The organism is Streptomyces xanthochromogenes, from assembly GCF_014650455.1.
Taxonomy (GTDB): domain Bacteria; phylum Actinomycetota; class Actinomycetes; order Streptomycetales; family Streptomycetaceae; genus Streptomyces; species Streptomyces xanthochromogenes.
This window is the reverse complement of sequence record NZ_BMUZ01000017.1, coordinates 76173-102875: the sequence shown is the minus strand read 5'-3', so window position 1 is coordinate 102875 and position 26703 is coordinate 76173. Positions and strand designations below refer to the sequence as shown.

At 69.5% G+C, this 26703-nt stretch carries 19 protein-coding genes; 9 read left to right on the top strand and 10 right to left on the bottom strand.

The annotated features are described in order from the left end of the window. Positions 1-189 precede the first annotated feature (189 nt). A complete protein-coding gene (locus IE267_RS35100; protein ID WP_189766042.1) occupies positions 190-1767 on the top strand; it encodes an MFS transporter in 1578 nt (525 codons plus the stop codon). Positions 1768-1899: 132 nt separating this feature from the next. On the opposite strand, the gene IE267_RS35095 is transcribed toward IE267_RS35100, so the two are convergent. After that, positions 1900-2571 (bottom strand): M15 family metallopeptidase, encoded by a 672-nt coding sequence (locus tag IE267_RS35095; protein ID WP_189766002.1) that lies wholly within the window; start codon positions 2569-2571, stop codon positions 1900-1902. Between the two features lie 510 nt (positions 2572-3081). Further along, a complete protein-coding gene (locus tag IE267_RS35090; protein WP_308428877.1) occupies positions 3082-4332 on the bottom strand; it encodes an LPXTG cell wall anchor domain-containing protein in 1251 nt (416 codons plus the stop codon). Between the two features lie 486 nt (positions 4333-4818). Between IE267_RS35090 and IE267_RS35085 the strand changes: the two genes are divergently transcribed. Both IE267_RS35085 and IE267_RS35080 read left to right on the top strand, forming a co-directional pair. Next, entirely contained in the window at positions 4819-5613 is a 795-nt protein-coding gene (locus tag IE267_RS35085; protein WP_189766041.1) for a maleylpyruvate isomerase family mycothiol-dependent enzyme, read from the top strand. Positions 5614-6034: 421 nt separating this feature from the next. Further along, positions 6035-6493 carry a hypothetical protein gene (locus IE267_RS35080; protein WP_229861606.1) on the top strand — a complete coding sequence of 153 codons (459 nt, stop codon included), beginning with the start codon at positions 6035-6037 and terminating at the stop codon, positions 6491-6493. A gap of 292 nt (positions 6494-6785) precedes the next feature. Here IE267_RS35080 and IE267_RS35075 read toward each other — a convergent pair whose 3' ends face one another. Continuing rightward, positions 6786-7175 carry an SHOCT domain-containing protein gene (locus tag IE267_RS35075; RefSeq protein ID WP_167151345.1) on the bottom strand — a complete coding sequence of 130 codons (390 nt, stop codon included), beginning with the start codon at positions 7173-7175 and terminating at the stop codon, positions 6786-6788. A gap of 702 nt (positions 7176-7877) precedes the next feature. Between IE267_RS35075 and IE267_RS35070 the strand changes: the two genes are divergently transcribed. Next, entirely contained in the window at positions 7878-9254 is a 1377-nt protein-coding gene (locus tag IE267_RS35070) for a lipase family protein (RefSeq protein ID WP_189766000.1), read from the top strand. A gap of 111 nt (positions 9255-9365) precedes the next feature. Here IE267_RS35070 and uvrA read toward each other — a convergent pair whose 3' ends face one another. The 4 genes from uvrA to IE267_RS35050 form a co-directional block, all read right to left on the bottom strand. Beyond that, positions 9366-11834, bottom strand: coding sequence for an excinuclease ABC subunit UvrA (uvrA, locus tag IE267_RS35065; RefSeq protein ID WP_189765999.1), 2469 nt, complete (start codon positions 11832-11834; stop codon positions 9366-9368). A 180-nt stretch (positions 11835-12014) separates the two neighbouring features. After that, the gene (locus IE267_RS35060; RefSeq protein WP_189765998.1) at positions 12015-12884 is read right to left on the bottom strand and encodes a hypothetical protein; all 870 of its coding nucleotides are present in this window, start codon (positions 12882-12884) and stop codon (positions 12015-12017) included. A gap of 176 nt (positions 12885-13060) precedes the next feature. Next, complete coding sequence (locus IE267_RS35055; RefSeq protein ID WP_189765997.1) at positions 13061-13957, bottom strand: alpha/beta hydrolase; 897 nt, start codon at positions 13955-13957, stop codon at positions 13061-13063. Between the two features lie 64 nt (positions 13958-14021). Next, positions 14022-14582: a quercetin 2,3-dioxygenase gene (locus IE267_RS35050; protein ID WP_189765996.1), complete on the bottom strand. Its 561-nt coding sequence runs from the start codon at positions 14580-14582 to the stop codon at positions 14022-14024. A gap of 163 nt (positions 14583-14745) precedes the next feature. Between IE267_RS35050 and IE267_RS35045 the strand changes: the two genes are divergently transcribed. Next, positions 14746-15189: a MarR family winged helix-turn-helix transcriptional regulator gene (locus IE267_RS35045; protein ID WP_189765995.1), complete on the top strand. Its 444-nt coding sequence runs from the start codon at positions 14746-14748 to the stop codon at positions 15187-15189. Between the two features lie 252 nt (positions 15190-15441). Next, positions 15442-15888: a DUF7144 family membrane protein gene (locus IE267_RS35040; protein WP_189765994.1), complete on the top strand. Its 447-nt coding sequence runs from the start codon at positions 15442-15444 to the stop codon at positions 15886-15888. 635 nt (positions 15889-16523) lie between these two features. On the opposite strand, the gene IE267_RS35035 is transcribed toward IE267_RS35040, so the two are convergent. From IE267_RS35035 to IE267_RS35025, 3 genes are read right to left on the bottom strand one after another with little or no spacing between them, the layout of a single operon-like run. After that, the gene (locus IE267_RS35035; RefSeq protein WP_189765993.1) at positions 16524-17642 is read right to left on the bottom strand and encodes an acyltransferase family protein; all 1119 of its coding nucleotides are present in this window, start codon (positions 17640-17642) and stop codon (positions 16524-16526) included. After that, entirely contained in the window at positions 17639-19702 is a 2064-nt protein-coding gene (locus tag IE267_RS35030) for a PIG-L family deacetylase (RefSeq protein ID WP_189765992.1), read from the bottom strand. The genes IE267_RS35035 and IE267_RS35030 overlap by 4 nt, the downstream gene beginning before the upstream one ends. Before the next feature lie 50 nt (positions 19703-19752). Further along, positions 19753-21597, bottom strand: coding sequence for a stealth family protein (locus tag IE267_RS35025; RefSeq protein ID WP_189765991.1), 1845 nt, complete (start codon positions 21595-21597; stop codon positions 19753-19755). Positions 21598-21932: 335 nt separating this feature from the next. Here IE267_RS35025 and IE267_RS35020 point away from each other — a divergent pair, with 335 nt between their 5' ends. The 3 genes from IE267_RS35020 to IE267_RS35010 all read left to right on the top strand — a co-directional run bounded on the left by IE267_RS35020 (position 21933) and on the right by IE267_RS35010 (position 26395). After that, entirely contained in the window at positions 21933-22934 is a 1002-nt protein-coding gene (locus IE267_RS35020) for a hypothetical protein (RefSeq protein ID WP_167151324.1), read from the top strand. Further along, on the top strand, positions 22931-25765 hold the full coding sequence (locus tag IE267_RS35015) for a stealth family protein (RefSeq protein WP_189765990.1): 2835 nt from the start codon (positions 22931-22933) through the stop codon (positions 25763-25765). The genes IE267_RS35020 and IE267_RS35015 overlap by 4 nt, the downstream gene beginning before the upstream one ends. 117 nt (positions 25766-25882) lie before the next feature. Further along, a complete protein-coding gene (locus tag IE267_RS35010; RefSeq protein WP_189765989.1) occupies positions 25883-26395 on the top strand; it encodes a hypothetical protein in 513 nt (170 codons plus the stop codon). Positions 26396-26703 lie beyond the last annotated feature (308 nt).

Sequence of the window (26703 nt, the reverse complement as noted above, 5' to 3'; positions counted from 1 at the left end):
CGATGCGCTGTCAGGCTGTTACTGACTTTTCCCTGTGGTTACCGAGAGGCGACGTACGGTGATCGTCCTGCAGATGCGACGCCTCGCGAATCGGCCGACAATGTTCTGGTGAGTGGCTCTCATTCGGCTCAGGGCGCAGTCGTCGAACCGGCGCCCAGGACCCCGAACCAGACACTGGCCCTCGCGGCGATGCTGTTCGCGGTTTCGATGACGTTCATCGACCAGACGATCGTCTCCATCGCGGCTCCTGACATCGTCAACGAGCTGGGCCTGTCCTCGTCGGGGATGCAATGGGTGGTAAACGCCTACCTGCTGTCGCTGGCGGCGTTCTTCGCTCTGGGCGGTCGGCTGGCGGACCTCTTCGGGCCACGCCGGATCGTCATCATCGGCACGCTGGTGTTCGTCATCTCGTCCGTGCTCTGCGGCTGCGTCCCCAAGGGGGACTTCGCCCAGACCTGGCTGATCGTCTTCCGCGCGACACAGGGGCTGGGCGCAGCACTGTTGTTTCCAGCGGCGCTGGCCGTGGTGGTCGCAGTGTTCCCGGTGGAGAGGCGTGGTCGGGCACTGGCGCTCTTCTTCGGTCTGTCCGGTGCGCTGACGGCCATCGGCCCGCTGCTGGGCGGCTGGCTCACCGGCTGGACCTGGCGGGCGATCTTCTGGGTGAACGTGCCCGTCGCCATCGTGGCCCTCGTCCTGACCGCACTGGCCCGCATCCCTGATCGGCGACGCGACGAAACGCTGGACGGCATCGGCGCCGTTCTCATCGCGGCCGGCATGGGGCTGAGCGTGCTCGGCTTCCAGCAGGCCGCATCCTGGGGCTGGGACAGCGCGGCGACGTGGGGCTGCATCGTCGGCGGCCTGCTGATACTGGGCCTGTTCTGGCGTTTCGAAAGGGGCAAGCGGTCTCCGCTGGTCAACCTGGCGGTGTTCCGCGACAAGGCGTTCACCGTGGACGCCCTGGTGCTGTTCTTCGCCATGCTGGCCTTCGTCCCGGTCTTCTTCTTCGCCTCGGTCTACGCCCAGGTCTCGCTCAGCGCCTCGCCCAACCAAGCGGCGCTGTACCTGCTGTACTTCTTCGCGGGCTTCGCGATCGCCTCCCAGTGGGGCGGCCGCATGCTGGACAAGCAAGGGGCCCGGCCGGCCATGAAGATCGGCACCATTCTGGGCGCCGTCGGCTTCGCCCTGTGGGCGGGCAAGCTCACCCACCTGTCGATGCACGACCAGTGGCCCTACGTCGCCCTCGCCGGTGCGGGCATCGGCTTCATCCTCGCGCCCGCCTCCACCGACGCGGTCAACCGGGCCATCGGAGCCTCCTACGGCGAGGTCACCGGCATCACGCAGACCGTACGCAACTACGCCGCGAGTGTGGGCCTCGCCGTCTTCGGCACGCTTCTCACCCACCGGACGACCGAGAACGTCGTCTCGACGCTCACGTCCCGTGGCCAGCCGTCGAACACGGCGCACCAAGTCGCCAAGGAAATCGCCGAGGCGGTGACGGGCAACGGTGACGCCCGTGCCCCGACCGGCACCGGGCAGGCGGCCACCGCCACGCGTGATGCCATGTCGAGCGTGCGGATGGACTTCGCCCAGGCCAACCAGTGGGTCTTCTACGGCATGGCCATCGCGCTCGGCATCGCGTTCCTCGTCTCCCTCCGCCACCCCGGAGGCAGGGGAGCCCCGGATGCCGTGGAGCGCCCCACGGACGAGCTCGACCGCTCCGCTGCTCCGCGGGGCGAGCACCAGCCGGCTACCGGCCCGGGCGCGTGAGCCTGCTGCCCCACCCCCTCAAGGCCGCCGCTCGGCGACCGGGGTGACACGGGAGTCAGGCCGACGCCTCCCGGCGCGGTGCAGGCGAGCCGTCCCGTCGTGTCGCCCCAACTGTCCAAGGGGGAAAGCGGGTTAGTGAACGGACTTGAGTCCGGCTGGTCCGGCCGCGATCGCACGGCCGTTGGCCGAGAAGTGCTGGTAGTCGGGCGGGGACCAGCGTCCGCCCCATTGCCAGCCGACCTCGCGCATGGCCGTACTGATCGCATCACCTTGGTGGATCATGCCTTGGTCGTGTCTGTTCCGGTCGAGGAAGACGGCACCGGCCGATGGGTACACGACCTCGTTCACATCCACGTAGGGGTTCTCCAGCGTGTTGATGTCCACGGCGTCGCCGTAGGAGTGCTGGGAGACCTCGCCGGGATCTCCGGTGACGGAGCGGCAGTTGAAGGCGGACGTGTTGTCGGCGGCCATCGCTGCCACGTCGTCGCCGTCGAACTCCGCCATCACCCTCATCTGCCGGATCGGGAAGTGCGCTTGGAAGGCTCGCCCGAAGACCTGGAGGAGCGGGGCCACCGCCCGCTGCCCGACGACGAGTTCGCCCGGGTGGACCTTGCCGTCGAAACCCCAGTGGTTCATCCGGATCAACCGGAGTCCGGACGGCGGGACCGGGCAGCCCGTGTGCCAGCTGCGGCCGAGCTTGGCGGTCGGGACGGCCGTTACGCTCGCGTCCAGCGCGGGCGCGGCCACCGGTGGCGGTACGGCGGCCGAGGCGCTCAGACAGCACGTGAGGACGGCGCCGGCCACAGCGAGGACGAAGGGAGTACGGGGCGGGAAACCGGCCTTGGGCTTGCAGGGCAGGGTGGTCGTAGGCGGCGGAATATCGGCTGTACGAGGTGCTGGCTTGGTCACCGGACAGGAATAGCGTGCCCCAGGCTCGCGGATGCTGTTGACGGCGTCCGGCCACCCGGAATTCGCCCAATGCGCTCAACCGGCGCAATCGACGGGCACTGACCGGCCGAAGACCGTGCGCGCTCGCTCAGCCGCCGCCGAAACCGTCAGGACCACGCCGCTCGGTCGGCAGTCGCCTGCCCTCGGCCGCTCGCGTCGTCCTCTCGGCAGCGCCGCAACGGGGCGCCGGGCGGCCTTCCGTCGGGTGGTGATGAACGGAGCGGGTCATGGCCCACGTCGGCCGGTCGGCTCCGCCCCGACGGCGGCCCCGGCCCGCTGAACGGCCTGTGGGGCAGCCCCTCAACAGCCGTGCCGGGGCTGTCCCGCCGACGTGGCGGGAGAGCCCCGGGTGACTCAGGGGTTCCGTCAGGCGTTGTCGGTCGTCTTGCGGCGGCGCACGACGTACACGGCGCCGGCACCCAGCGCGACCGCGGCACCACCCGCGAGGGCGAGCTGCGGCATCGCAGAGGAGGAGCCGGTCTTGGCGAGCGAGCCGCTGGCGTCGCTTGTGGTCCCGTTGGAGCCGCCGGTGCTGCCGTTGGCTCCCGCGGGTGCCGGGGACTTGGTGTTCTGCGTCGACGGGGTGGAGATCGGCTTGGCCGGATCGGTGGAGGGCTTGCTGCCCACCGCCGTGATCTGGAAGGGATACATGCCGGCGTCCGGGACCCCGCCGCAGGACCCGTCGTTGTTCTTGTAGTCGGCGTTGACGAACACGACGCCCGTACCGTCGACCGGAGCCGAGGCGTCGAGGGTGAGGCGCAGCTTGACGTCCGCGTGCGCACCCGTCCGGAGCGCCTTGACCGCGCCGGCGTGGTGCTGGGAGTCGATGTCGTGCCAGCCCGTGCCGTTGGACCACTGGAGGTGCAGCAGCTGGTCGACGCTCTTGGTGCCGCTCTTGTCCGTGGCGTGCGGGTAGGCGGTGGGGACGACCTGGTCGAGGGTCCGGCCCGTGCTGTTGTTCAGGCGGAGGGTGAAGTCGACCGTCGTTCCCGCGCCGATCTTGGAGGGAAGTCCGACGGCTGCGGCGGTCAGCGTGCCCGTGGGAACGCAGTCCCCCTTTCCTGCCTCCTTCTTGGCGTCGGCGAGAGCCGCCTCCGCGGCCGTCTTCTTGGCGAGGGCGTCCTTGATCGTGTTCTGCGCCTTGTTGATCTTCTTGGAGATCTCCACCTCGACGTCGGCCCGCGCCTTGCCCGCGTCGGCCAGCTTGTTGTCGGCGGTGGTCTTCGCGTCCGCGGCGGTCTGGGCGGCGGCCTCGGCGTCGGTGAGGGCCTGCTGCGCGGCGGCCTTGTCCTCGTCGCTCACGGCAGCGGCGAGCTTCGCCTTGGCGTCGGTCACGGCCTGGTCGGCGGCGGACTTCTTGCCCGCCGCTGCGCCTGCCGCCTTCTCCGCGGCGGCGAACGCCACGTTGAGCGGATGCTTCGGGTCCTCTACATCGCGCAGCGACTGGACGAGCGCCTTCTCGGTGACGACCGCGTCGTCGTAGGTCTTCTGAGCGTCCTTGACGGCCTGTTCGAGCTCGGCGATGGAGGGCTTGTTCTGGGTCTGGGCGGCCGGGTTGGTGTCGGCGAACGCCGGTGAGACGGACAGCATCGCGGCAGGAGTGGTAACGGCGGCCACGACCGCTGTAGCGAGAATTCGACGGATCTGCACGAACAGCCCTCTTCTGGGTCTGAAAGAAAGTGGGAGTCGCTCGGCGGCATTGCTCCACGCAGGTGCGACAGTTCGTGAATCGTAAGTGGCAATGAGCAACAGGAATAGGAGATATGGCTACCTCGGGACTGGCTCTGAGGGGTAGAATTCGGGCAATTGAGGAAAGTTGCCCCCACTGTCTGTGAAATACCTGTGAGTGATGTCACGGGCATGTGTGGGATGTGCTGGTTCCTGTGCCGACTCGGCCCGGGCGGCGGTCGTGATTGGTTCGGTACGTGGCGGTTCCAGCCGGGGACGGCTCTGAGAGAGGAACCAGGCCTTCCATTTCTCGCAGAAGTACGCAGCTTGTCGCCGGAGCGGTGGGAGGCGAGAGCGCCCGCAAGGGCCAACCGGCGTGACCGCGAAAATCGCTGTCCGATCCCCGGAGCACGGTGATAGACATCCGGCGTGGAAATGAATTATGAGTTCTCCGACCTGCTGCGCCTGATCGATGAGCGGTCTACCGCCTTCCGTGCCGTGGTGGCCGCGGCGCCCGGTCTTGACGCACAGGTGCCGAGCTGCCCCGGGTGGACACTGTCCGATCTGGTGAAGCACCTGGGTGGGGGAGACCGTTTCTGGGCCGCCATCGTCGGCGCGGGGTCTGCCGATGCTCCCCCGGCCGAGGCCGTCGCCGCGCGCGCCGCGCTGGAAGTGCCGCAGGAGCGTGCGGCCCTGCTGGCCTGGCTGGAGGAGTCGACGCGGCTTCTGCTGGGCGCCTTGCGGGCGGCGGGACCGGAGAGCGGTTGCTGGACGTGGTGGCCCGCCTCGCAGTCACCGCCGACCTCCGGCGCGGTCGCCCGGCACCGGGTCCAGGAGACCGCCGTGCACACCTGCGACGCCCAGCTCGCCGGGGGAGCCCCGCAGCCGCTGCCGGTCGAGCCGGCACTCGACGGCGTGGAGGAGTTCCTCTTCACCGTCTGCGGAACGCCGAGTGCATGGGCGCACAAGCCCACGGCGTTCGACTTCCACGCCGCCGAGGGTCGCTCCTGGCGCCTCACCGTCGACGGCGACGGCGCACGCACCACCCGCATCCCCGCGCCCACCGCCGCGCGTGCAGAGGAATCGGACGCGGCCGGCGCCTCCGTCCACGGCACGGCCAGTGAACTGGTCCTCTACCTGTACGACCGGATCCAGGCCGACTCCTTGCGCGTTGACGGAGACGCAGGTCTGCTCGACCTGCTCCGCGCTTGGGAGCCAGAGAAGAAGTAGGACGCAACGGGACGCCGGGAGTTGGCGTGTTGCCGGGTGGGTCTTCGCAATTCGGTGAGTGACTGTCCCTGGAGGATGTCTGCTCCTGTGGTGTCGTCGTTCGGACGGGCCGGTGCAGTGGTGCCGTCGTCGGGGCAGGCGCCCGGGCTTCCTTGCCGGTCTTCCTTGATGGCGGCAGGTCGATAGCCATGGGATTGCCCGGGGCATGTGCTGCCAGTGGCTCGAACCGGACCACCGCCACTACCTGCTTGAGGCGGGTCGGGGGTCTTGGCATCTAGGTTCAGCCTCGACGCCCGCTTGGAATGACGGGGCGGTCGGCCGGCTCCGTCCAGAGGGCTGGGCCGGTTGGTGTGGCAACTGAGCGAACCGAGAGGACTGGTGTGCAGTGATGGGCCAAGTCGGTCACAGATGGAGCCGTTCCGTGTCAGCGCTGTTCCGCGGCAGGATGGCGGCGCTGGCAGGGGTAGTCGCGTTGCTCGCGGCGGTGTTCACCGGTGTGGGCGCCGGCACGGCCGGGGCCGTGGACAGTAGCGCGCGGATTGCCGCGGTGGGGGGATGGACCTGCCCCGGGGTGGCTGTCCCGCCCGGTTACGTCATCACCATGTTCAACAGCAGCGGATGCAACGGCGCGGGTGCCTGGCTGCAGCAGCCCGTTCGTGACGGGATATGGACCTGCTCGGGGTCGCCGATCGTGTCGGGCTACGTCATCACCAACTACGACCGCAACGGCTGCAGCGGGGTGGGCGGCTGGTACCACCAACTGGTGCGCAACGGCATCTGGACCTGCCCGTACTCGCCCATCCCGGCGGGCTACCGCAGTACCACGTACGACGCACGTGGATGCAGCGGTCTCGGCGCGTGGCTGACCATCCGCGCCTGACACCGGCCATGACGCAGTGCTCGACCTGACGTAGCGTCCGGTCCAGTGCGGCGGCACGCGCGGCAACGCAGCGCGGGCGCCCCCTTCAGGGTGGCGCCCGCGCTGTCGTCGCTCCGGCTGTTTTCGGACCAACTTCCTTGTCACGTCCAGTACATGGGGTGTTGGCTTGTGCATCCCCAGGGCGACGGCGTACTGACAAGGCGCCCGTTGTCCTCGTGCTCCACGACACCGCGTACCGCGGTGGGGGAGGGCGAGCCGGTACCCAGGTAGGCACCCGGGTGTGTGTCGGGTGTCAGGCCAGCAGCTTGGTCTTGGCGCGCTGGAATTCCTCCGGAGTGATGTGGCCCTTGTCCTTGAGCTCAGCGAGCTTGCTCAGGTCGTCCACCGAGTTGCTTCCGGACCCCGCCGTTTTCTGGATGTACTGACGGACGGCTTCCTCGTGCTCCTTGGCGTGCTTCGCATCCCTCGCGCTCATGCTCTTCCCGCGCGCGATGAGATACACCAGGACGCCGAGGTAGGGCAGTACGAGCACCAGCACGAGCCACCCAGCCTTCGCCCAGCCGCCGAGGCCATGGTCCCGGAAGATGTCCGTGACCACCTTGAACAGCAGGAAGAACCACATGACCCACAGGAAGAGCCACAGCATCGTCCAGAACAGGTTGAGCAGGGGATAGTCGTCCATGCGTCACTCCGATCATGGATGTCCTGTCTCATTCATACCGGTAGACCCGGACGGCCGCATTCCAGCGGGGCAGCGGCACGGCAGCGGGACGGTCCCACGTCGGCGGGTGCGTGCCTGTGTTGCGCGGGGCAAAGACCGGAGACAGCGGCGGGCCTGTGCGGCTGTGGGTCCCGTCGCAGGGCCTGACCGTCGCCTGTGTCCGTCCCGCCCGGGCCGACAGCACGAGGCGGCAAGGCCGCGCACGCAGACGTTCCCTTGCCCGCGGGCGCACGGCGGCGCACCCGCCTCGCGGGACGTCCTCCACGGGTGGTGGGCGTGATCCGGAACGCCGACGAGACTCGGACGGCGCGTCAGCCCTGTTGACCCGCCGCAGGGCCCGTCGTTGTTTGTGCGGGCGGGCCACTCCGATCCGGCTGGACCTCCTGGGCTGCCGGGAACCCCGCCGGGCGCAGCCGCCGGTTCGGGCGTCCCCTGGCGCGAGTTGGGGCGGCATCCGCCGACTACCGGTGGCACTGCCCGGGGCGTGACGGCTCCGCCGGAGGGGTGCGGACGAAGGCGAACCCCTTCCCCTTCGCGTCACAAAATTCTGTCCGGTCTCTGTCCAACAGACTTACCTCTTGGTAACTTGCAGTCCGGTTACCTCCAGTAACCCCACGTATCTTCCGCCCCTGTGATCCACCCAGCGAGCCGAGGGAGTCCGTCATGCACGCAGCCGCGCTACGGCACATGGCAACCGCAGTCGTCACGGCCCTGACCGTCACCGCCGCGTCGGCGGCAACCGCGGTGGCTGCACCGGCTGCCCAGTCCGCTCCGACTGCCCCATCCGGCGCAACCTCGGCAAGAGCCGCGGCGAACGATTCGTTCTACGTCTACGACGGCAGCGAGCCACTGTCGTCGTTCGCCCCCGGCACGGTCCTGAAGACGCGAATCCTGCAGTACCACGTCCTCGGCATCCCGACACCGGTCAAAGCGATCCAGCTGCTCTACCGCACCACCGACGCCCAGGGCCGCCCCTCGGCCGGTGTGACCTCGGTCGTGCGCAGTCCCGGCGGCGACGGCAGCAAGGCGGTGTCGTACCAGTCGGCGTACGACTCCCTCAACCCCGCGGACAGCCCGTCCAGGGCGATCGCGGGTGACGTCAGCCTCGGCGGTGTCATCCCCAACGCCGAATCTCTCGTACTGGTGCCGTTCCTGCTGCAGGGCTACGACGTCGTGGTACCGGACACCGAGGGGCAGACCGCCGACTTCGCGGCCGGTCCGGAGTACGGCACGACGACCCTCGACTCGCTCCGGGCCGTCGGCAGGTCCCCGGCGACCGGCATGAACGCCGCCACCCGGTTCGGCCTGATCGGTTATTCGGGCGGCGCCATCGCCACCCAATGGGCAGCCACCCTCGCGCCGAGCTACGCGCCGGAAATCAACCGCAACCTGGTGGGCTTCACCGAGGGAGGGCTGCTGGTGGACCCGGCGCACAACCTCAAGTACGTGGACGGCAGCCTTGTATGGGCCGGGGTCATCCCCATGGCTCTCATCGGCGCCTCCCGCTCGTACGGCATCGACCTCAAGCCCTATATGAGCAGTTACGGCCTGGACGTCTACAAGAAGCTCGAGACTGGTTCGATCGCCAATGCCCTGGCTCAGTATCCCGGTCTGACGTGGAAGAAGCTGGCGAAGCCGGAGTACGCGGACCCGAACTCCGTGCCCGAGTTCATCCAGGCGGTCAACAAGCTCAACCTCGGCTCGGCCCCGACCCCGACCGTCCCCGGGTTCATCGCGCAGGGCAACGCCGGTGTGCTGGAGGGCACCTTCAGCAATCTTCCCGGCATCGGAACGGGCGACGGAGTCATGGTCGCCGGCGACGTGCGCTCCCTGGCCCGCCAGTACTGCGGCACCGGCAACAAATCGATCAAGTTCCAGCAGTACGACCTGCTGAGCCACGTCGGTGCCGCCGTACCCTGGGCCCCCGCCGCGGTGGGCTGGCTCAACGACCGTTTCGCCGGCAAGACTCCGCCCTCCGACTGCGGCCGCATCCCCGCAGGCAACTCACTCGCCCCGGAGCGGCCGACCTCGTCCTCCTGACGCGTCGCGAGCGGCGGGTCCGGCCGCGGGCCCGCCACTGAGCGGCCGGACGTCCGCCGTCCGACCAGGGCGGGTCGCTCGCAGGTGTACGGTGCTCAGCCCCTCGCGTCATCAGGGGCGCGCGAGCCGGGCGGCGAGATACGGCGCGGTGGCGCTGCGGCGGGCCTTCGCCACCTTGGCGGGCGGGCCCGCCGCGACCACCCGGCCGCCCGCATCGCCGCCGCCCGGTCCCAGGTCGATGACCCAGTCGGCGGTGGCGATCGTGTCCAGGTCGTGCTCGACGAGGACGACCGTGTTGCCGGCATCGACGAGGCGGTGCAACTGCCGCAGCAGCAACGCGATGTCCGAGGGATGGAGTCCCGCCGTCGGCTCGTCGAGCAGGTAGAGCGCATGCCCGCGCCGGGCTCGCTGCAGTTCGGTGGCCAGTTTGATGCGCTGTGCCTCACCACCGCTGAGCTCCGTCGCGGGCTGGCCCAGCCGTAGGTACCCGAGCCCCACCTCGCGCAATGTCTCCAGACTGCGGGCAGCGGGCGGCACGGCGGACAGGAACTCGGCGGCGGAGTCGACGGTCAGGGCCAGCACGTCCGCGATGTTCTTGCCGCGATAGGTGACTTCCAGCGTTTCGGCGTTGTACCGGGCGCCTCGGCAGGTCGGGCACGGCGCGTAGGTACCGGGCAGGAACAGCAGTTCCACCGCGACGAATCCTTCACCCTGACAGGTGTCGCACCGCCCTTCGGGCACGTTGAAGGAGAACCGCCCCGCCGAGTAGCCGCGCGTCCTGGCCTCGTCCGTCGCCGCGAACACCTTGCGCACCGCGTCGAACATCCCCGTGTACGTGGCCAGGTTGGACCGGGGAGTTCGGCCGATGGGCCGTTGGTCGACCCGGACCAGCCGGTCGAACGACTCGACCCCCGAAGCGTCCTGGACGTCGACCTCCAGCTGCGCCTCGTCGGGCTCCTCGGGCACCAGCCCCAGGTGGCCGCGGACGACCTCGGCGAGCACCTGCGTCACCAGCGTCGACTTCCCGGAACCGGACACGCCCGTCACCGCCGTCAGCACGCGCAGCGGTACGTCGACGCACACGTCGTGCAGATTGTGTCTGGAGACGCCGCGCAGGCGCAGCCAGCCGTGCGGTGTGCGCGGGCGGTGATCGAGCGGCTGGGCGCGCCCGAACAGGTACTGGCTCGTGGCCGACTCCCCGACCTGCTCAAGCCCGGCGACCGGGCCGCTGTACAGCACGCGTCCACCGCCCTCACCCGCGCCGGGGCCGATGTCGACCACCCAGTCCGCCCGCCGTACGACGTCCATGTCGTGCTCCACGACGAACAGCGAATTGCCCGCAGCCTTCAGGCGGTCCAGCACGTCGAGGAGCGGTTCCGCGTCAGCCGGGTGCAGGCCGGCGGAGGGTTCGTCGAGGACGTAGACGACGCCGAATAGCCCCGAACGCAGCTGGGTGGCGATCCGCAGCCGCTGCGCCTCGCCGGGCGACAGGGTCGTCGAGCGGCGCCCGAGGCTGAGATATCCGAGCCCCAGGTCGAGCAGTACGTCGACCCGGGCGACCAGGTCGCCGCAGATCCGGACCGCGACCTCGGTCGTCTCCCCGGACCGGGCGGTCGACGTGGTGGCGTCGGCCTCGGGCCGCCGTGCGACGGGCCGCAGCAGCGCCACGACCTCGGTGAGCGGCATCGCGTTGACCTCGGCGATGGAACGCCCGGCGAACGTCACGGCCAGCGCCTCGGCCCGCAGTCCGCTGCCGTGGCACTCGGGGCAGGGCACACTCCTGACGAACCGGAGCGCCCGTTCGCGCATCTTCTCGCTCTTGGAGTCGGCGAGGACGTGCATGACGTGCTTGCGGGCGCTCCAGAACTTTCCCTGGTAGCCGTAGTCGATGCGGTCCTCCTCCGGCTCGATGTACACGGAGGGCTGCTCGTCCGTGTACAGCAGCCAGTCCCGGTCCTTCTTCCGGAGCCTGCGCCACGGCCGGTCGACGTCGATCCCCAGACCGCTCACGACACTGCGCAGATTGGCGCCCTGCCAGGCGCCCGGCCAGGCGGCGATCGCCCCCTCGCGGATGCTCAGCGACGGGTCCGGGACGAGCAGGTCCTCGGCGACGTCGTGCACGAGGCCCAGTCCGTGGCATTCCGGGCAGGCGCCGGCCGCGGTGTTGGGGGAGAACGACTCGGCTTCCAGCCGTGCGGCCCTGGGCGGATAGGTACCGGCGCGGGAGTACAGCATGCGCAGCAGATTGGAGAGCGTGGTGAGGGTGCCGACCGTCGAGCGCGAGCTGGGCGACCCGCGTCGCTGCTGCAGGGCCACCGCCGGCGGCAGGCCGGTGATCTCCTGCACGTGCGGTGCGCCGACCTGTTGCAGCAGCCTCCGGGCGTACGGTGCTACGGACTCGAAGTAGCGACGCTGGGCCTCCGCGTAGAGCGTGCCGAACGCGAGCGAGGACTTGCCCGAACCGGAGACGCCGGTGAAGGCGACCATCGCGTCCCGCGGAACGTCGACATCGATGTTCCGCAGGTTGTTCTCACTGGCGCCCCGGACATGCACGAAGGGGTCGCTCGCGTGCTCGTTCACCGTTCCTGACTACCTGATCGCGCCGGGAACCGCGCGGCAGGCGTCGCCGCAGGAACCCGCTCGCGCGAGCATCCGGAGGGTCCGGTGCCTGAGGCGCCCGGTTCGGGCAGCCGATCGCGGCGCATCGCCCCGTACCGCCGACCGCGACAGCAGTTCCGCCAGGTGGCCCCGCGGCAGACCTCAGCCGGCGGAGAAGTACGACGGTGTGCGGACGCGCATGGTGGTGGCGAGCTCTCGGAGGAAGGCGTCGCTCACCGGGGGAGTGTTCGCCTGGATGACTGCGACGGCGTCACCGACCCGCGTGAAGTACTTGACGTAGTCGTAGTTCGACCATCGCCACACTCCGGGTGCCACCGGGGTGCAGGCCGGTGACGGCACGGGGGAGACGCTGGTGAGCGCGGCGCAGTGGGAGGGCGGGGTGAAACCCGGCTGCACGGGGCCGACGATCACCTGGATCTCCTGATGGAGCTCGTCCATGGTGTCCGCGCCCTTCCTCAGACCGTCGGGTGTGAGCCGGTAGTAGAAGGTGGGCTGGCTTTCGGCGGTGGCCCCGGTGGTGCCGACACCGTTCAGGTAGTAGCCCGCGGGCAGGTCCGGCCCCAGGAGGGAGACGCCGGCGGCGGCCAGCTCGCTGTTCTGGCTGCTCTGAGCGGACTGCGTGGCGGCGAACGAGCCGAGCGGCGTCAGCAGGACCAGGACGAGGACCACGGCGGCTCGCGGCCACAGAGGTCTGCGCGACTGAGTGAACCAGGCCGCGAGTGCGAACGCGGCCACGTACAAAGCGGGTTCGACGTACCAGGACGCTCCGGAGAACCACCCGGCCCCGCGGAAGCTCCAGACCACGTAGCAGCCGATGCCGACACCGAGCAGGGCAGTGAGCCACGCCGGCCGGACGTCGACGACGCGCAGAGCTGCCCATGAGAAGAGGAAACTGAGGAATACCACGGCGTATGACCACAGCACCGCGAGGCCGAGGCAGCCAAATCCCTCCGCGTTCCGGCAGGTGCTGGAGTCGAGGAGCAGCCACGTCGTCAGTGCGGAGGCTGCCACCGAGACGAGTCCTACGCCCGCAGCCCGTGCCGCACGTGCCCCATGTCGCGAGCGTTCCACTGGTGCCGGTTCGCCCAGCGCACTGTCCATCATTCGGCCCCCCCGAGTCGCACCAGAGCATATAGAACGGCTTCTGATCAAGGGAGTTGGCCCCGCCCGATGAAACTGATGGTTCGTCAGTACGACGTGGTGCAGGCGTGAGCGAAGTCGACGGACGCGCTGAAGCACCGCTCGACTTCGTCGTCCGTCAGTCCCGCCCAGCCGTGGTCGGCGCCGGGAACGGACCGGAAGTCGGCGTGGACGCCCAACTGGCCTAGGGTGGCGGCGAGTTGTGCGCCTTGGGCGGGCGGAATGAGCGCGTCCTCGGTTCCGTGCAGGATGAGGAACGGCGGAGCCGAGGCGTGCGCATGGGCGACCGGGCTCGCGGCACGGGCCAGTTCCGGCGCATCGCTGATCGCCGCGCCGATCAGCAGCGCCTCGCGGGTGGCCGGGTCGGAGGCGTCGTAGGTGCCGGGCGGGCACTGGCCGGGAAGTGTGGTCAGATCGGTGGGCCCGTACCAGGCGACGCAGCCGCTCAGTGAAGTGGTCAGGGCGAGCAGCGCGGCGAGATGCGCGCCCGCCGATTCGCCCCACGACAGGGTGCGGCGCGTGTCGAGGTCGAGCTCGCCGGCTCGCGCGTGCAGCCATCCCAGAGCAGCGGTCGCGTCGTCGAGTTGAGCAGGGTGAATGGCCTCGCCGCTGAGCCGGTAGTCGACGGAGGCGACCGCGAATCCGGCCTGTGCGAGACGGGCGAAGGGGGAGGGGCTCCAGTGACGCAGGCGCGGACCCATGTCCGCACGTGTGCCTGCGCGCCAGCCCCCGCCATGAAGGTAGAGGACCACGGGCAGGGGGCGGCGGTGTGTCTCATCAGGCAGCCACAGGTCGAGTTCGAGCGGCCGGATGCCCGCCCGATAGGCATACGGGACACCGCGCAGCAGACGTACGCCAGGGGCCGGATGCGCCGCGGCCGGGAGCGGGAGCCGCTCGGGGGCGGGCGGGGCCAGGAATGCGGCGAGGTCGGGTGTCGGCGGCATGAGTGCCCTTTCCGGGGTGGGGCGCGGCCTCTCGGCGGCCGGCCGGGTGGGACCTGCCGGGCGATCAGCTCCCGGTGCGCCACTGGTGCTCGGGCAGGAAGCGCACGTCGTATTTCTGCGGCACGGTCGCGAACTTCTGCGGTGCGGGCACGTAGGGCTCGGGCGGCAGGCCGAGTTCCTCGGTGGGGACGCCGAGGTTCTCGAAGAACCGCTCGAAGGTGCCGCCGGGCCCGGCGGCCACGCCGACGACCCGGCTGTGGTGGCGCTCGATGCGGTAGGCGTGCGGGCAGTTCTTCGGTACGAATCCGAAGTCGCCTGCGCTGAGCAGTCGTTCGTGCTGCTCGCCCTCCAGGTCCTCGACGAACAGCCGCACCGCGCCGTCGCTGATGTAGAAGACCTCGTACGTGTCGGAGTGGACGTGGGCCGGGATCACATCGCCCTTGGGTCCCTCGACGGTGAAGAAGTTGAAGGCGTTCTCCGTCTGCTCGCCGCCCGCGTAGACGGTGACCAGGTCGGTGAAGAGGTGGGCACGGTCGCCCATGCCCTTCTCGATGAAGTACGGCTTTCCGGGCTCGGCCGGAATGTGCGACCGCGGACGGCTGGGACGGGCGAACTCCATGGTCATGGGGAACCTCCGGGAACGACGGAACAACGAATCGGCGGAACGACGGAACGACGGAACAACGGGACGGGAAACGACGAGGCGATGCATGTCAGGTTACCTGACATGCATCGCGAAGGTCACCCCTCAGGCTCGTTATGCTCGAAGCCCCGTCCCGTGAGGAGCCATGACTACCCCCGCACGCAACCTGCCCCAGCTGCTTGCCGAGGCCAAACGCTGGTTCGACGACGCGTTGTTGGCCAGCATGCGGGCGGCCGGTGAGCAACCGGTCACCGTCGGGCAGGCGGCCGTCTTCGCCGCCCTCGACGAGGAGGGCACGACCGTGTCGGCTCTCGCCCGCAGCATGGGCGTCACCCGGCAGACCGCCCACCAGGCCGTGCACGCCCTCATCGGCATGGGGCTCCTGGAGCAGTCGCCCGATCCCGCCTCCGCCCGCAGCCGCCTGATCCGCCCCACCGCCGAGGGCGCCCGTGTGCACCGGCGGGCTCAGAACACCCTCCGCGTCATCGAAGGCGTCCTGGCGGAACGCATCGGCTCCGATGCCGTCGCCGCTCTGCGCGAGGCGTTGACCGTTCCTCCGGGGGAGCCTCCGCTGGTGGACGCACCCTGAGCGGCGGCCGCCCGAGCCGGCGGGCGGCGGGGGTGCCAGAACGGACGGGGCGATCCGACTTGCCCGCAACCTCTTGTCTGCTCGGGCTCGCCTTGACGGCCGGGCGGGGTCCGGGGAGGGCAGGGCGCGCCACGGGGCGGTGCTGATCGGTACAGGGGGCGGAGGTGGCTCCGTCGTGCAAGCCTGGAGAAGGAGCTGCCGACAGGCCTGCTCAGTGGGCCTGAGCGACTCCCCCTGACCGTGGAGGCACCTATGGCCGACAACGTGAATCAGCCGCAGGCCGCGCGGACCCGCGACGCCGGACCGCCGCACGAGTTGCAGTCCGGGTGGATCTTCTTCGCGGCGGTCATGATGATCATCGGCGGAGCCATGGCCATCCTTGAGGGGATCGCCGCCATCGCCAAGGACGACCTGTTCGTCAGGACGTCGAACTACGTCTTCACCTTCAACCTGACCAGCTGGGGTTGGATCCATCTCATCGTGGGGATCGTGGTTCTTCTCGCTGGATGCGCACTGTTCTCCGGGGCGGTGTGGGCCCGGGCGGTTGGCATCTTCGTCGTCGGCGTGAGCTTGATCGCGCACTTCCTGTGGCTGCCGTACTACCCGTTCTGGTCGGTCATCCTGATCGCCATCGACACCTTCGTCATCTACGCCCTGTGCACCCCGGCGCACTTCGGGAGGACCACAACCCGCGACTGACCCCTGGGCGTGCTCGGGGAGGGAGAGGCCAGGGGGCGGCTCAGCGGCGGCGCCGCAAGCCTCGAACACCGCGCGGAAGCCGCCGCGTTCGTCACCGCGCGCGGGCCGCTTCCTGTTCGTGGAACGGCCGTTGGCGGTACAGAACCGAACGGCCCGGTCTCTAATGAGCAGGAGGGCGCGGACGAATCGGCGAAAGGCATGTTGTCCATGGGCGACAGGGGGGCCGTCGAGGAGGTTCTCGGCGATCGCTACGCGTGGCCGCGGCCGTTGCCCGGCGCTGAGCGGGCGGACCGCTGATCACGGCGGCCCGAAGCAGCGGTTCGATCGCGTCGTGGAAGCGGCCCTTGTCGGTCAGCGAGGTTCCCAGGCCGAGTGGCGATTCGCCCTCAACTCGGTTCTGCGGCACGACGGTCCTCCCCACCCATCGGAACCGTCCGATGACCCTGCCACATCCCGTAAGCGCTGTCAGCCCGGTGATCCGCTACCTCTGCTGCCGGTCTCAGGGCCGCGAGGACGGTCCCTGGTATTCCCTGCTTCAGGTGGCCCGGGGCGCTTTTGGGCCGTCGACGAGCCGAGGGGGAGCCGGACAAGGATCCGGCTCCCCTCGGGTGCGGGCCAGGCCCCGTTCTACGTCATCAGGCAGCCGGCTGCGGCGCGATGCGGCGCTTCATGGCGCGGACGGCGGGGCGTTCCACGAAGCGGTGCACGAGCCATGCGGCGAGCAGCATGAACGCGGTGATGCCGGTGACGAGGAGCCATGGCGATACATGGCTGTGGAGGCTACGGATGATCTCCCAGCCGAGCTCCTCGTGGAGTAGGTAGAGGGGGTACGTGAGGGCGCCTGCGGTGGTCAGCCAGCGGTAGTTGAAGAGGGGGGTCCGCTTGATCGCGACGGCGAGGACGACCGCGTAGAAGACACTGATCACCGCCAGGCAGATGGTCCAGGACAGCCGGTGGTGGACCGAGGTCTCGGCGGACTTCATCATGTTCCGCAGCTGGCCCTGGGCGAGGATCCACGACGCCCCGAGCAGGATCCACAGTGCGAGGGTGGGGCGGAAGCGGTGCATGAGGAACATGAGAATGCCGCCGACGAAGAAGGGGGCGGCGTCGGGCATGGCGAAGATCTCAAGAAGGGGAATGCCCGCGTGCGGGGCCAGGACGGTCATCAGGAGCCAGAGACCGCAGAAGTAGAGCACTCTGCGGTAGGTGAGACCGAGAGCCGCAACCAGGGCGAAGAGCAGGTAGAAGCGCAGCTCCGCCCAGAGAGTCCAGTAGACGGGATCGATGTCGCCGACGCCGATCGGCTCCTGGAGCATGGTCAGGTTGGAGAGGATCTTGGAGAGGGTGTCGGGCACGGCGTCCAGCCGTCCGGTCAGGAGCAGTACGCCGGAGGTGAGCAGGACGGCGAACCAGTAGGCCGGGTAGAGCCGCAGCAGTCGGGAGACGGCGAACTGCTGAAGCGAACGCCCCCAGCAGGACATGCAGATGACGAAGCCGCTGATCAGGAAGAAGAGCTGCACGCCGAGCCAGCCGTAGGCGGCGGCGTAGTGGGCGTCCGGGAACAGCTTCCTGGTCGAGGCACCCCAGGGCGACGCGTCCCAGTTGTCGAAGCCTATGAAGTGGAAACAGACAACCATCAGCGCGGCCAGCAGCCGCAACCCGTCCAGGGTGTAGAGCCTGGTCTTCGGCCTGCCGCCCAGAGGGGCGGCCTCCACCGGGGGAGCGGCTGAAGGGGCGGTCAGCAGGGATGTCATCGCTTGGATTCCTTGGAGGCAGGCGAGATGCGGAGGGTGGCGTCCGGGGAGAGATGGGCCAGTACGGGTCGGTTCTGTGCGTCGGAGGCCAGGACTTGGGTGCCTGCTACAGGGTGGGGGACGGTTGTCCAGCGGGCCTTGCCTCCCGGGCGCCAGGTGGCCGTGCTGGTGGTGCCGTTGTTGTTACGGGCGGCGAGCAGGATCTCATCCCCGTGCGCGAGCACGGCGAGCGGGCCGTACCCTCGGGCCGAGAGGCCGGGGTGTTCGATGCGCCAGGTGCCCTCGCCGCCGGGAAGCCGGCCGAGCAGCGGGCGGCTCGTCCTGGCCTCGCGGAAGGCCACCGTCAGCGTTCCGTCGGGGCCGGCGGTTGCCGTCGGGGGGTCGGCAGGTGCGGGCAGACCCGTCGGGGACAAGGCGAAGGCGCCGCCGGGCTCGTCCTGCGTCCAGTGGTGGACGGTGTCGTGGCCGGAAGCCAGGACGTGCACGCGGCCCAGGGCGTCGGTGACCGCGGTGAGGCCCTCCTGCACCTCTGCTCCGCCCAGATCGCGCCAGGCACTCCAGCGTCCGTCGGACTGCTGGCGGCGCATCGCGATGCCCTTGGACCAGGTACGTACGAAGACCACGGCCTGCCCGTCGCCGTCCCGGGCGACGACGGGAGCGCCGACTCTGCGCCCGTGGTCCGGGTCGCGCTCGGGGTTGCCGAGGCCGCTCCAGGCGCCGAACGGGCCGTTCGCAGTGCGCTGTTCGGTGGTGACGATCTCGCGGGTGTTCTGGCTGGGCGAGGGCCCGAGAGAGGCGATCCGCTGGGCGAACAGCTGCCAGCGCCCGTCCCGAGTGAGGTTCGCGGACAGGCCGGGCAGCAGACGGTCGGCACCGAACAGGACGGGCTCCGGCCAGGTGCCGCCGCCCTTGGCGTTCTCACGCCACAGGGCGGGTCGGCCGCCGAGCACGGCGAACGCGGTGAGCCGGCCTTCCCCGTCCAGGTGCAGGGCGGGAGCGGCGGGCCGGCGGACCGAGGTGCGCTGGAGCCAGCCGGTGCCGTAGGAGCGGTCCTTGCCGACGTCGTAGTCGCCGCATCCGGCTGCGAAGGCGCAACCGTCGGGTGAGCCGCCGTACACGTTGAGGACGTCGGCCTTGGCCCGGACCAGCTCCTCGGGGAGGTTTTGGGGCCAGCGTTCGTTGTAGTAGCCGCGGTAGGAGACCACGCTGTACGGGCGGCCCTGCCCGGGCCCCTGGTAGCGGTCGAGGGCAGCCAGGGTGAACAGGGCGGTGGCCGTGTGATCGGGGTGGTCGGAGTAGCCGGGCTGGTCGTGGTGGGCGCGGTGTGCGGCGTCGTGCACCTGCATGTCCGGGTCCGGGTCCATGGTCCTGACCAGCGTGGGACGGTAACGGTCGAGCAGATGGGCCAGCGCGGCGATCACGCTGTCGCGGGTGACCTTGTGGCTGTCGCGGACCGGTGAGCCGGTGCTGACCAGCGTGCTGGTCACGATCGAGGGATCGGCCCACAGCTCGGGCAGCCCTTGGCTGGGGCCGCTGCCGTACGAGGTGTGCTGACGTATGCCGAGGAACACCAGCTGTAGACCGGGGTGTCCGTCGAGGGTGTCGAGCTCCACCTGGGTGCCGTCGGGCAGGGTGAGGGCCTCGGTCTTCCACGGCCTCTTCGCCTTGCCGGTGGCCATGTACGCGTAGGCCTGCCGCAGACCCTGCCGACGGGCTCCGGCATAGGCGGCGACGTCCGGCTTGGGCGCATTCCTGCTGCCGGGGACCTTGTTGACCCCGCCGGTCTCACCGCAGTTCAGGTAGACGCTGATCAGCTGGTCATTGGCGGCGATGGACTGGGCCAGCTCCGGGTTCATGAAGTACAGGTCGTCGTCGGGGTGGGCGACGATCTGCATGACCCGGGCTCCGCTGTGCCCGTCCTGGTCGGCCGACACGTCGGCGCGGGCCGGGGCCGAGGACGTGTCCGAGCCGGAGCCCGGGGAGCAGGCGGCGGCACCGAGGGCGAGGAGTCCGCCGACGACGGTGCGTCGGCGGGGGTTGCCGGTGCGGGAAGGGGACACGGTCGGGTCCTGGGCGGTGAGGTGGTCGTCTCCGGCGGATGCGGCACGGGTCACAGGGGTCGCTCGAACCGGCTCGGGATGGGGAAGTAGGAGCCCAGGAAGGTCCGGATCAACCGGTCGCTGCGCGCGAAGTCGGCCTCGTCGGAGGTGGTGTCGTTGATGCAGAACACCTGCTTGTCCCGCTTGAGGAGCAACCGGTCGAGGTGGTTGGGCGTGTGCGGGTGAGCGACGTCGACGTACACGTATCGCAGGTCGCCGGGGACCGCCCGGCGGGTGTGGAAGGCGTGGTAGTGGTGCAGGGAGGAGGGTATGGCGATGTCGTCGCTGCTGCGGAAGCGGTGGGAGGCCGTTGTGGTGTGCTGCTCGGCGAACTCCGCCTCGATCTCCTCCAGCACACTCCGGGTCAGGGCGTGCGGAGTGTGCCGCATCTTCTCCACGGGAGTGGTCCCGAAGCGCTCCAGGATGAGGGCGCGGTTGTTCTTGCCGGCGGCGGCGACGGGCACGTCCGCGGCCGAGGGGGGACCCAGCGGCACCAGCGCAGGGGAGGGGAAGAACCGGGTGAGCCCGTTGGCGAGGAAGAAGTCCTTGGGGGAGAGCTCGGAGCCGAGGAAGACGTCGTCGTTGAAGTAGAGGAAGTGCTCCGACAGCCCGTCGATGTGGTGCAACTGGCTCTCGATGGCGTGCGAGTTGAAGGTCGGGAGCATGCTGGTGTCACGGAAGATGTCTCGGTGGGACACCACCTGAATGCCGGGGACGGAAGTGTTCAGCCAGGCGGGGGTCTGGTCGTCGGTGACGAGGTAGATGGTGCGGATCCACGGTGCGTACATGTCCAGGGACCGCAGGGAGTAGCGCAGCTCGTCGTGGTCGGCGTACCGAGCGGCGTTGGCGGCCTCGGCGTGGTAACTGCTGCCCGAGAAGCGTGACCGGCGTTCGAGCCAAGCCGGGTCGGAACCGTCGACCCAGGTGAAGACGGCGTCGACGGGGAAGGTGATGTCGCGCGGCAGGACGGTGGTGAACTCCTCGCGGGTGCGGACCGTCATCACGCCGGCGTCGCGAGTGCCGTACGGAGCCGTGAAGGTCTCGGCCGGAACCTCCACGGAGGTGCCGGCGCCGGGTACGGATTCCGCGATGGAGTTGCGGCGCGGCGCGACCAGTCGTTCGCCGTCCTCGGCCCAGAACTCGAGGTCGCAACCGTGCTCGGGGCCGAGCACCACGTGCTTGCCCGGGTCGGTGTGGTAGGCGAACAGCCGGAGCACGTCGGCGCGGGCGTACCGCTGCCAGCTCGCGGGCCGGAACCCGGCGTGCGCCCTTCCGCCACCGTCCGGAGCGGTCAGGTACGCGGGATGGGAGGCGCAGTGCCGGCTGAGCGTCTCGAGGGCGGCGGCGCGGTCGGCGCGGGCCAGGGCGACGGTGGTGGCCGAGCGGTCCTGGCGGCGGATGCAGAAGTAGTCGATGCCGGCCGCGGACAGCGTCTCGGTGACGGTGGCCAGGTTGGCTCGCCGCGCGGTCTCGGGTGAGACCCGGGGCTGGGGCAGCGCGAGGCGTGAGCGTCCGGCGATCGTGACCACCACGGCACCGGATGCGCTGATCAGCGCACGATGGGTGGCGCTGAAGGTGGTGGCTCGCAGGTGTGTGGCCTGCAGGCCGGCCGAGGCGGCGGTGAGTCGCTGCTTCACCCTGCGTCGTTGGTCGGGGGAGAAGCGGCGGGCTATGGCACGCCGTCCCGTGGCGGGAAGCGCCTTGCGGTAGAGGGAGACAAGACCCGAGCTCTCGGCGTTGTGTGCGGCGCCCCCACCCTTGTCGTTCCCCCCGGGCTCGGCGCCGGCGAGGTGTTCCCCCGGTGCCGTCTCTGCCCGAGCCTGCAGCGCCGTCGGCGCCCCCTGGGCCTGTGTCATGCTTTTCGCTCCATTTGCTTGCTGCCGGTCCCAAGAAGCAGGACGGCGCCCCCGGACCTGCCTCTGGTCAAGAGAAGGTCTCGTTAATCCCAGGTGAATATAAGATGATGCTCAAGTAACGGTAATGTATTTATGCGTTGGTCAAGGCCCATCACGCAGCGAATCGGTGCAAATGTCCGAAATGGGCTGTGGGGTTGAGCCTGATCGATGGCCTCCGCACTGCGTCCGTAAACCGGCCGAACCCTTGGCCTGGTTGGAGAATCCCGGTCTCCCCGCGGCGACGCGGTGCGGTGGGAATCACAGAACACGGAGCAGGAAACGTTGAACGGAGCGACATGGGTGAACCCCTCCTGACCCATGCGGTGAAGGCCGCCAAATGGGCCCGGGGAGCCACGGGTCGAGCACGCCTGCGCGCCGAACGGCTCAACACGGTGCCCGCGTTGGGCACCCGGGGGCGTCCGCTGGCGCAGCTGCGTCCCGTGCATCTGTCCGTTCTGGGCGGCCGCACGCTCAACCTCGCCCTCCTCTGCCCTTCGTTGGCGGACGGCGCGGCTGAGGCCGAACTCCTCGTGGAGTCCCACGGGCGCACCGCACGTCTCCCCCTGGAGCTGGAACCTCAGGCGGACGGAAGGGTCTTGCTCACGCTGACGACTCCGCTGTGTCACGCCCGCCTGGACGCTCCGCAGGCCAAGGGCCTTCGGCTGCGCGACGGGATCTGGCGGCTCACCGTGGTGACCACCGACCGCGGGGGCCGTCAACGCCGGGCAGCGGTCGCCTCCTTCAGCGCACCCGTCGGCGACGGCCCGACCCTGCACACCCCGCCGGACCCCGTCACCGGCGTGCGCTACCGGGTGGCCCGCACCGTCGACGGCCACGCCGTGATCAAGGTCACCGCGCCCCAGCGGCAGGCCGAGCTGACCGCGCTCGACCTCAAGTGGGACCGCATCACCGTGCGCGGCCGACTGCTCGCCGCCCAGCCGCCCCATGACGCGTACGCGGCGGAAGCGGTGCGCCGCACCGTCGGCGGCGCCCCCCTGCCCATACGAACCCACTGGCAGGGAACCGAGTTCACCTTCGACCTGCCGCTCGCCGAGATGAGCCGCAGCGGCCACGGCCAGCGGATGTGGGACGTACGGCTCCGATCCGGCGGCACCCGGATCAGGATCGCCCGTCGGCTGACCGACGTGCGTCACCCCAAGCGCGTCTTCCGCACGCCGTTCCGTGCCGTTGCCCTGGAGGACGGCAGTGTGCTGCGCGTGCACGCCCATCTCTCCGCAGCCGGCACCCTCGCCGTCAGCTGTGCCCCCTTCGTCACCGCCAAGGACTCCACTCGATGAAAATCACGTTCCTGCTCACGTGGGGCGACGAAATGGGCGGCACCGAGATGGCCGCCTACACCCAGGCCACTCACCTGATGCCCCGCCACCAGGTCGAGGTCGTCAGCGTCTTCAAGACGCGTCCCGAGCCGTTCTTCGAGATCGGCCGCAGCGTTCCGCGCCGCTACCTGGTCGACCGCACCGGCCCGTTCGAGCAGCCGGTCCGCGCCAGCGACCTGAGCGAGCAGGAGTGCCGCACGCTTGCGTCGCTGCCCAGCGAGATCATCAAGCCGTCCTGGGAAGCGACCTTCGACCGGCTGTCCGACATCGAGATGAGCGCCGCGCTCGGCGCCCTCGACACGGACGTGCTCATCACCACCACCCCAGCCCTGATGGCGGCGGCCGCCGAGCTCGCGCCCGCCCGCGTCATCACCGTCCACCAGGAGCACCGCGCCTCCCAGTTGCGTGGTTCCACCGGCGAACCGCTCCTGGTGTACGCGCCCCGCATCGACGCCCTGGTTTCCCTCACCGAGCGGACCAACGACTGGTTCGCCGACTCGCTGGGAGCGGCCGCCCCCGAACTCGTCGCCATTCCCAACGCGGTCCCCAGCGGGTTCCGCCCCCGCTCCGACCTCGGCGGCCGGACCATCGTGCTCGCCGCGCGCATGACCCCGGAGAAACAGCTCGACCACGCCATCGAGGCCTTCGCCACGCTGGCCGAGGACCACCCCGACTGGACCATGCGGATCTTCGGCGACGGCCCGCAGGAGGTCAACCTCCGCCGTCTCATCGACGGCCTGGCCCTCCACGACCGGGTCCAGCTCCTCGGACGCTCCGCCCAGATGGAACAGGAGTGGGCCAAGGCAGCGCTCGCGTTGCTGCCGTCACGCAACGAGGCATTCCCGCTGGTGCTTCTGGAGGTCTTCGCGGCCGGTGTGCCGGTCGTCGCCTACGACATCGTCACCGGCCCCGCCGAGATCATCCGCCACGGCGTCGACGGACTGCTCGTGCCCGCCGCCGACAAGGACTCCCTCGCCGCGGCCATGGCCAAGCTGATGGAGGACGACGACACCCGCCACGCGTACGGTGCCGCCGCCCGCGCCGGTGTCCACGAACGGTTCGGGTCCACAGAGATCGCCGGCCGCTGGGAGGCCCTGTTCACCCGCCTCCTGGCGCGGCGCGACGACCCCCGGCGGCTGGCCCAGCGGGCCGACCGCACTGCCCGACGGATCGCTGCCGGCGGCACCCGCAGCTTCAACATCAGCGCCCCTGTCACCACGCTCGCGCAGTCCGCGGACGAGCAAAAGGCACGCGAGGTGCTGCTCCAGGCCCAGGACCGCAGCGGCACCCTGGTTCGTACCGCGGGGCGTCTCGCGGAAGTACGCGACGACGTACTGGCCCCCCGCATGGCCGAGTGGAACCTCGAACTGGCCACCGACGCGCTCACCGCGCACGGCGTGCCCTACACGCTGCTGCGCGACGGCGGCACCTCGTACCGGATCGCCGTCGAGGTCGAACGCCGGGCCCAGACGCTGGACGCCCTGGCGACCGAACTGCACGGCAAGCCCGTCTACGCCGAACTCATCGCACCCAACGGCGCCGCCCCCGGCGCCTGGCTCGCCGAGCGGCTGGGCAACGCCGGCGACGTCGCCGGCGTCCGCCTCTTCAAGCCGGTCACCACGACCGGCCGCACGCTGCGCTACGGGCCTGCCTTCGGCTGCACCATCGAGTTCTGGGCGGTCAGTGACGAGGACGAGGAGTTTCCCGGCTGGCGCAAGGCGCCCCGGGGGTCCACCCTCGTGGGCCCGCGCCTGCCCAGCCTGGAGGCGACCGCGAGCCTGCGCGTGGGCGAGCGCGAGCACCCCACCGCCGCAGCCTTCACGGGCCGGCTCATGAACGACCTCGACTTCCCCGTCGACGTCGTCTACACCTGGGTCGACGACACGGACCCCGCCTGGCAGCGACGTCGCGACGAAGCCCGGCGGGCCGCCGGTATCGCCACGTCGGGCGGTGCCGACAGTGGGGACGTCCGCTTCCGCAACCGTGACGAACTCCGCTACTCCCTGCGCTCCTTGGCCATGTATGCGCCCTGGGTACGCACCATCCATCTCGTCACCGACGACCAGGCGCCCGACTGGCTTGAGCTTGCGGACCCCCGTATCAAGCTGGTCAGCCACCGGGAGATCTTCGCCGACCCCGGCTGGCTCCCGACGTTCAACTCCCATGCCATCGAAAGCCAGTTGCACCGCATCGACGGTCTCGCCGAGCACTTCCTCTACCTGAACGACGACGTGTTCATCGGCCGACCGGTGACTCCGCAGGCCTTCTTCGACAGCAACGGGACGGCGCACCACTTCCGTTCGCCCACCGCCGTGCCGCCGAGCGAGCTCTCCGACGACGACGAGGGTTACTTCGCGGCAGCGAAGAACAACAGGACCGTCCTGCAGCGCGAGTTCGGCCGCATCGCCACCCACAGCTTCCTGCATGCTCCGCACCCGCTGCGGCGCAGCGTCCTCGAAGAGATCAGCGAGAAGTTCGGCGAAGAAGTCGCGGCAACCACCGCCAACCCCTTCCGCGCCGCGACGGACCTGTCCGTCACCTCCTCGCTGCACCACCACTACGGCTACCTCACCGGCCGGTCCACGCCGTCGTCGATCTCCTGCACCTACGTCAACGTAGGCAACGCCCAGCACCACACCGTCCTGAGCCGTCTCTTGGCCACCCGGGGCCGCACGGTGTTCTGTATCGGGGAATCCGCGGAAGCGGAGGTGTCCGTGACGGAACAGGACCGCACACTGCGCGCCTTCCTGGAGGCCTACTACCCGGTGCCCTCACCGTTCGAGTGCGCCTAGCCACGCGATTTGCAGCAGCGTCCGTACCCCCGCGGGTGGAACCTTCGGGGGGACGGACGCTGCTGGGCGCAGATAAGCCCGTCAACAGCGAACCCGGACGGTTCCACCGGGTATCCGATGGCAACGAACTGCCGGAAAAGTCTGGAGCAGTGGGAATTGATGCAGTCAGAGGCGAGGGTGGTTCGTGACGCCACAGTGCTCCTGGAGTTCGCTCGCACCGGTCAGCTTGGCTTTCTTGCTCTGGGTGCCTCAGCCCAAGAGGTTGAAGACGGCATGGGGAAGCCGAGTGGCGTTGCGGACAGCGCAGCACGCATGGCCGCTTACTCAGACGTTCAACTAGGGCAATCTCCGAGCGGAATCGTGGGGCTCATTTCCGTTGAGCCAGACCCCTTCACGGGCCTGCTGGTGTTGCCGCCGCCCTTGGGCTCCGGGATGCAGACGCCAGCCCCTGGTCTCGAAGTGTTCCGCGCGTATCTCGGAAGGCAAGGGCTCGGCCTGGAAAGTAGGGAGCTCTATACGCCGGGCGAATTCTGGTGGGTGGTGCAGGGATCTGAGGTTTCCATGGCGTTCGATGAACAGGGAGAGTTGCAGACAATTGCTAGCTCGGACCGAGACCTGTTGGCCTGGTAGCCGAGTCAACGCTTTCGTAGCAGATGCCATTTCAGGATGGCGGGGCCCTCCGTAGCAGATCAAGGGTCGTAGCGTAGCTTTTTGCGCAGCGAGCAAGAAAAAGCGATGGGGGAGGGGTTTCTCCGATATGGGGGAATCCGCTGTCCGGGCAGAGCATCGCCAACTCTCTGCGCACACCTGAGTGTCTCCACCCGCGTATGGATGGAAAAGGGAAGTTGTTGACGAGGCGCGTCGTCAGAGTCCGCCCAAGCTCGACCGGAACGTTCCGCGGGAACGTATGACCCGTAACGGGTCACTTTGCAGCGCGA

Bases quoted from the DNA above. Each gene is read 5' to 3' on its own strand.
- IE267_RS35100 (WP_189766042.1), top strand. From the start codon at position 190: ATGCTGTTCGCGGTTTCGATGACGTTCATCGACCAGACGATCGTCTCC.
- IE267_RS35085 (WP_189766041.1), top strand. From the start codon at position 4,819: ATGAATTATGAGTTCTCCGACCTGCTGCGCCTGATCGATGAGCGGTCT.
- IE267_RS35075 (WP_167151345.1), bottom strand. From the start codon at position 7,175: ATGGACGACTATCCCCTGCTCAACCTGTTCTGGACGATGCTGTGGCTC.
- IE267_RS35070 (WP_189766000.1), top strand. From the start codon at position 7,878: ATGCACGCAGCCGCGCTACGGCACATGGCAACCGCAGTCGTCACGGCC.
- IE267_RS35055 (WP_189765997.1), bottom strand. From the start codon at position 13,957: ATGCCGCCGACACCCGACCTCGCCGCATTCCTGGCCCCGCCCGCCCCC.
- IE267_RS35050 (WP_189765996.1), bottom strand. From the start codon at position 14,582: ATGACCATGGAGTTCGCCCGTCCCAGCCGTCCGCGGTCGCACATTCCG.
- IE267_RS35045 (WP_189765995.1), top strand. From the start codon at position 14,746: ATGACTACCCCCGCACGCAACCTGCCCCAGCTGCTTGCCGAGGCCAAA.
- IE267_RS35040 (WP_189765994.1), top strand. From the start codon at position 15,442: ATGGCCGACAACGTGAATCAGCCGCAGGCCGCGCGGACCCGCGACGCC.
- IE267_RS35035 (WP_189765993.1), bottom strand. From the start codon at position 17,642: ATGACATCCCTGCTGACCGCCCCTTCAGCCGCTCCCCCGGTGGAGGCC.
- IE267_RS35025 (WP_189765991.1), bottom strand. From the start codon at position 21,597: ATGACACAGGCCCAGGGGGCGCCGACGGCGCTGCAGGCTCGGGCAGAG.
- IE267_RS35020 (WP_167151324.1), top strand. From the start codon at position 21,933: ATGGGTGAACCCCTCCTGACCCATGCGGTGAAGGCCGCCAAATGGGCC.
- IE267_RS35015 (WP_189765990.1), top strand. From the start codon at position 22,931: ATGAAAATCACGTTCCTGCTCACGTGGGGCGACGAAATGGGCGGCACC.
- IE267_RS35010 (WP_189765989.1), top strand. From the start codon at position 25,883: ATGGCAACGAACTGCCGGAAAAGTCTGGAGCAGTGGGAATTGATGCAG.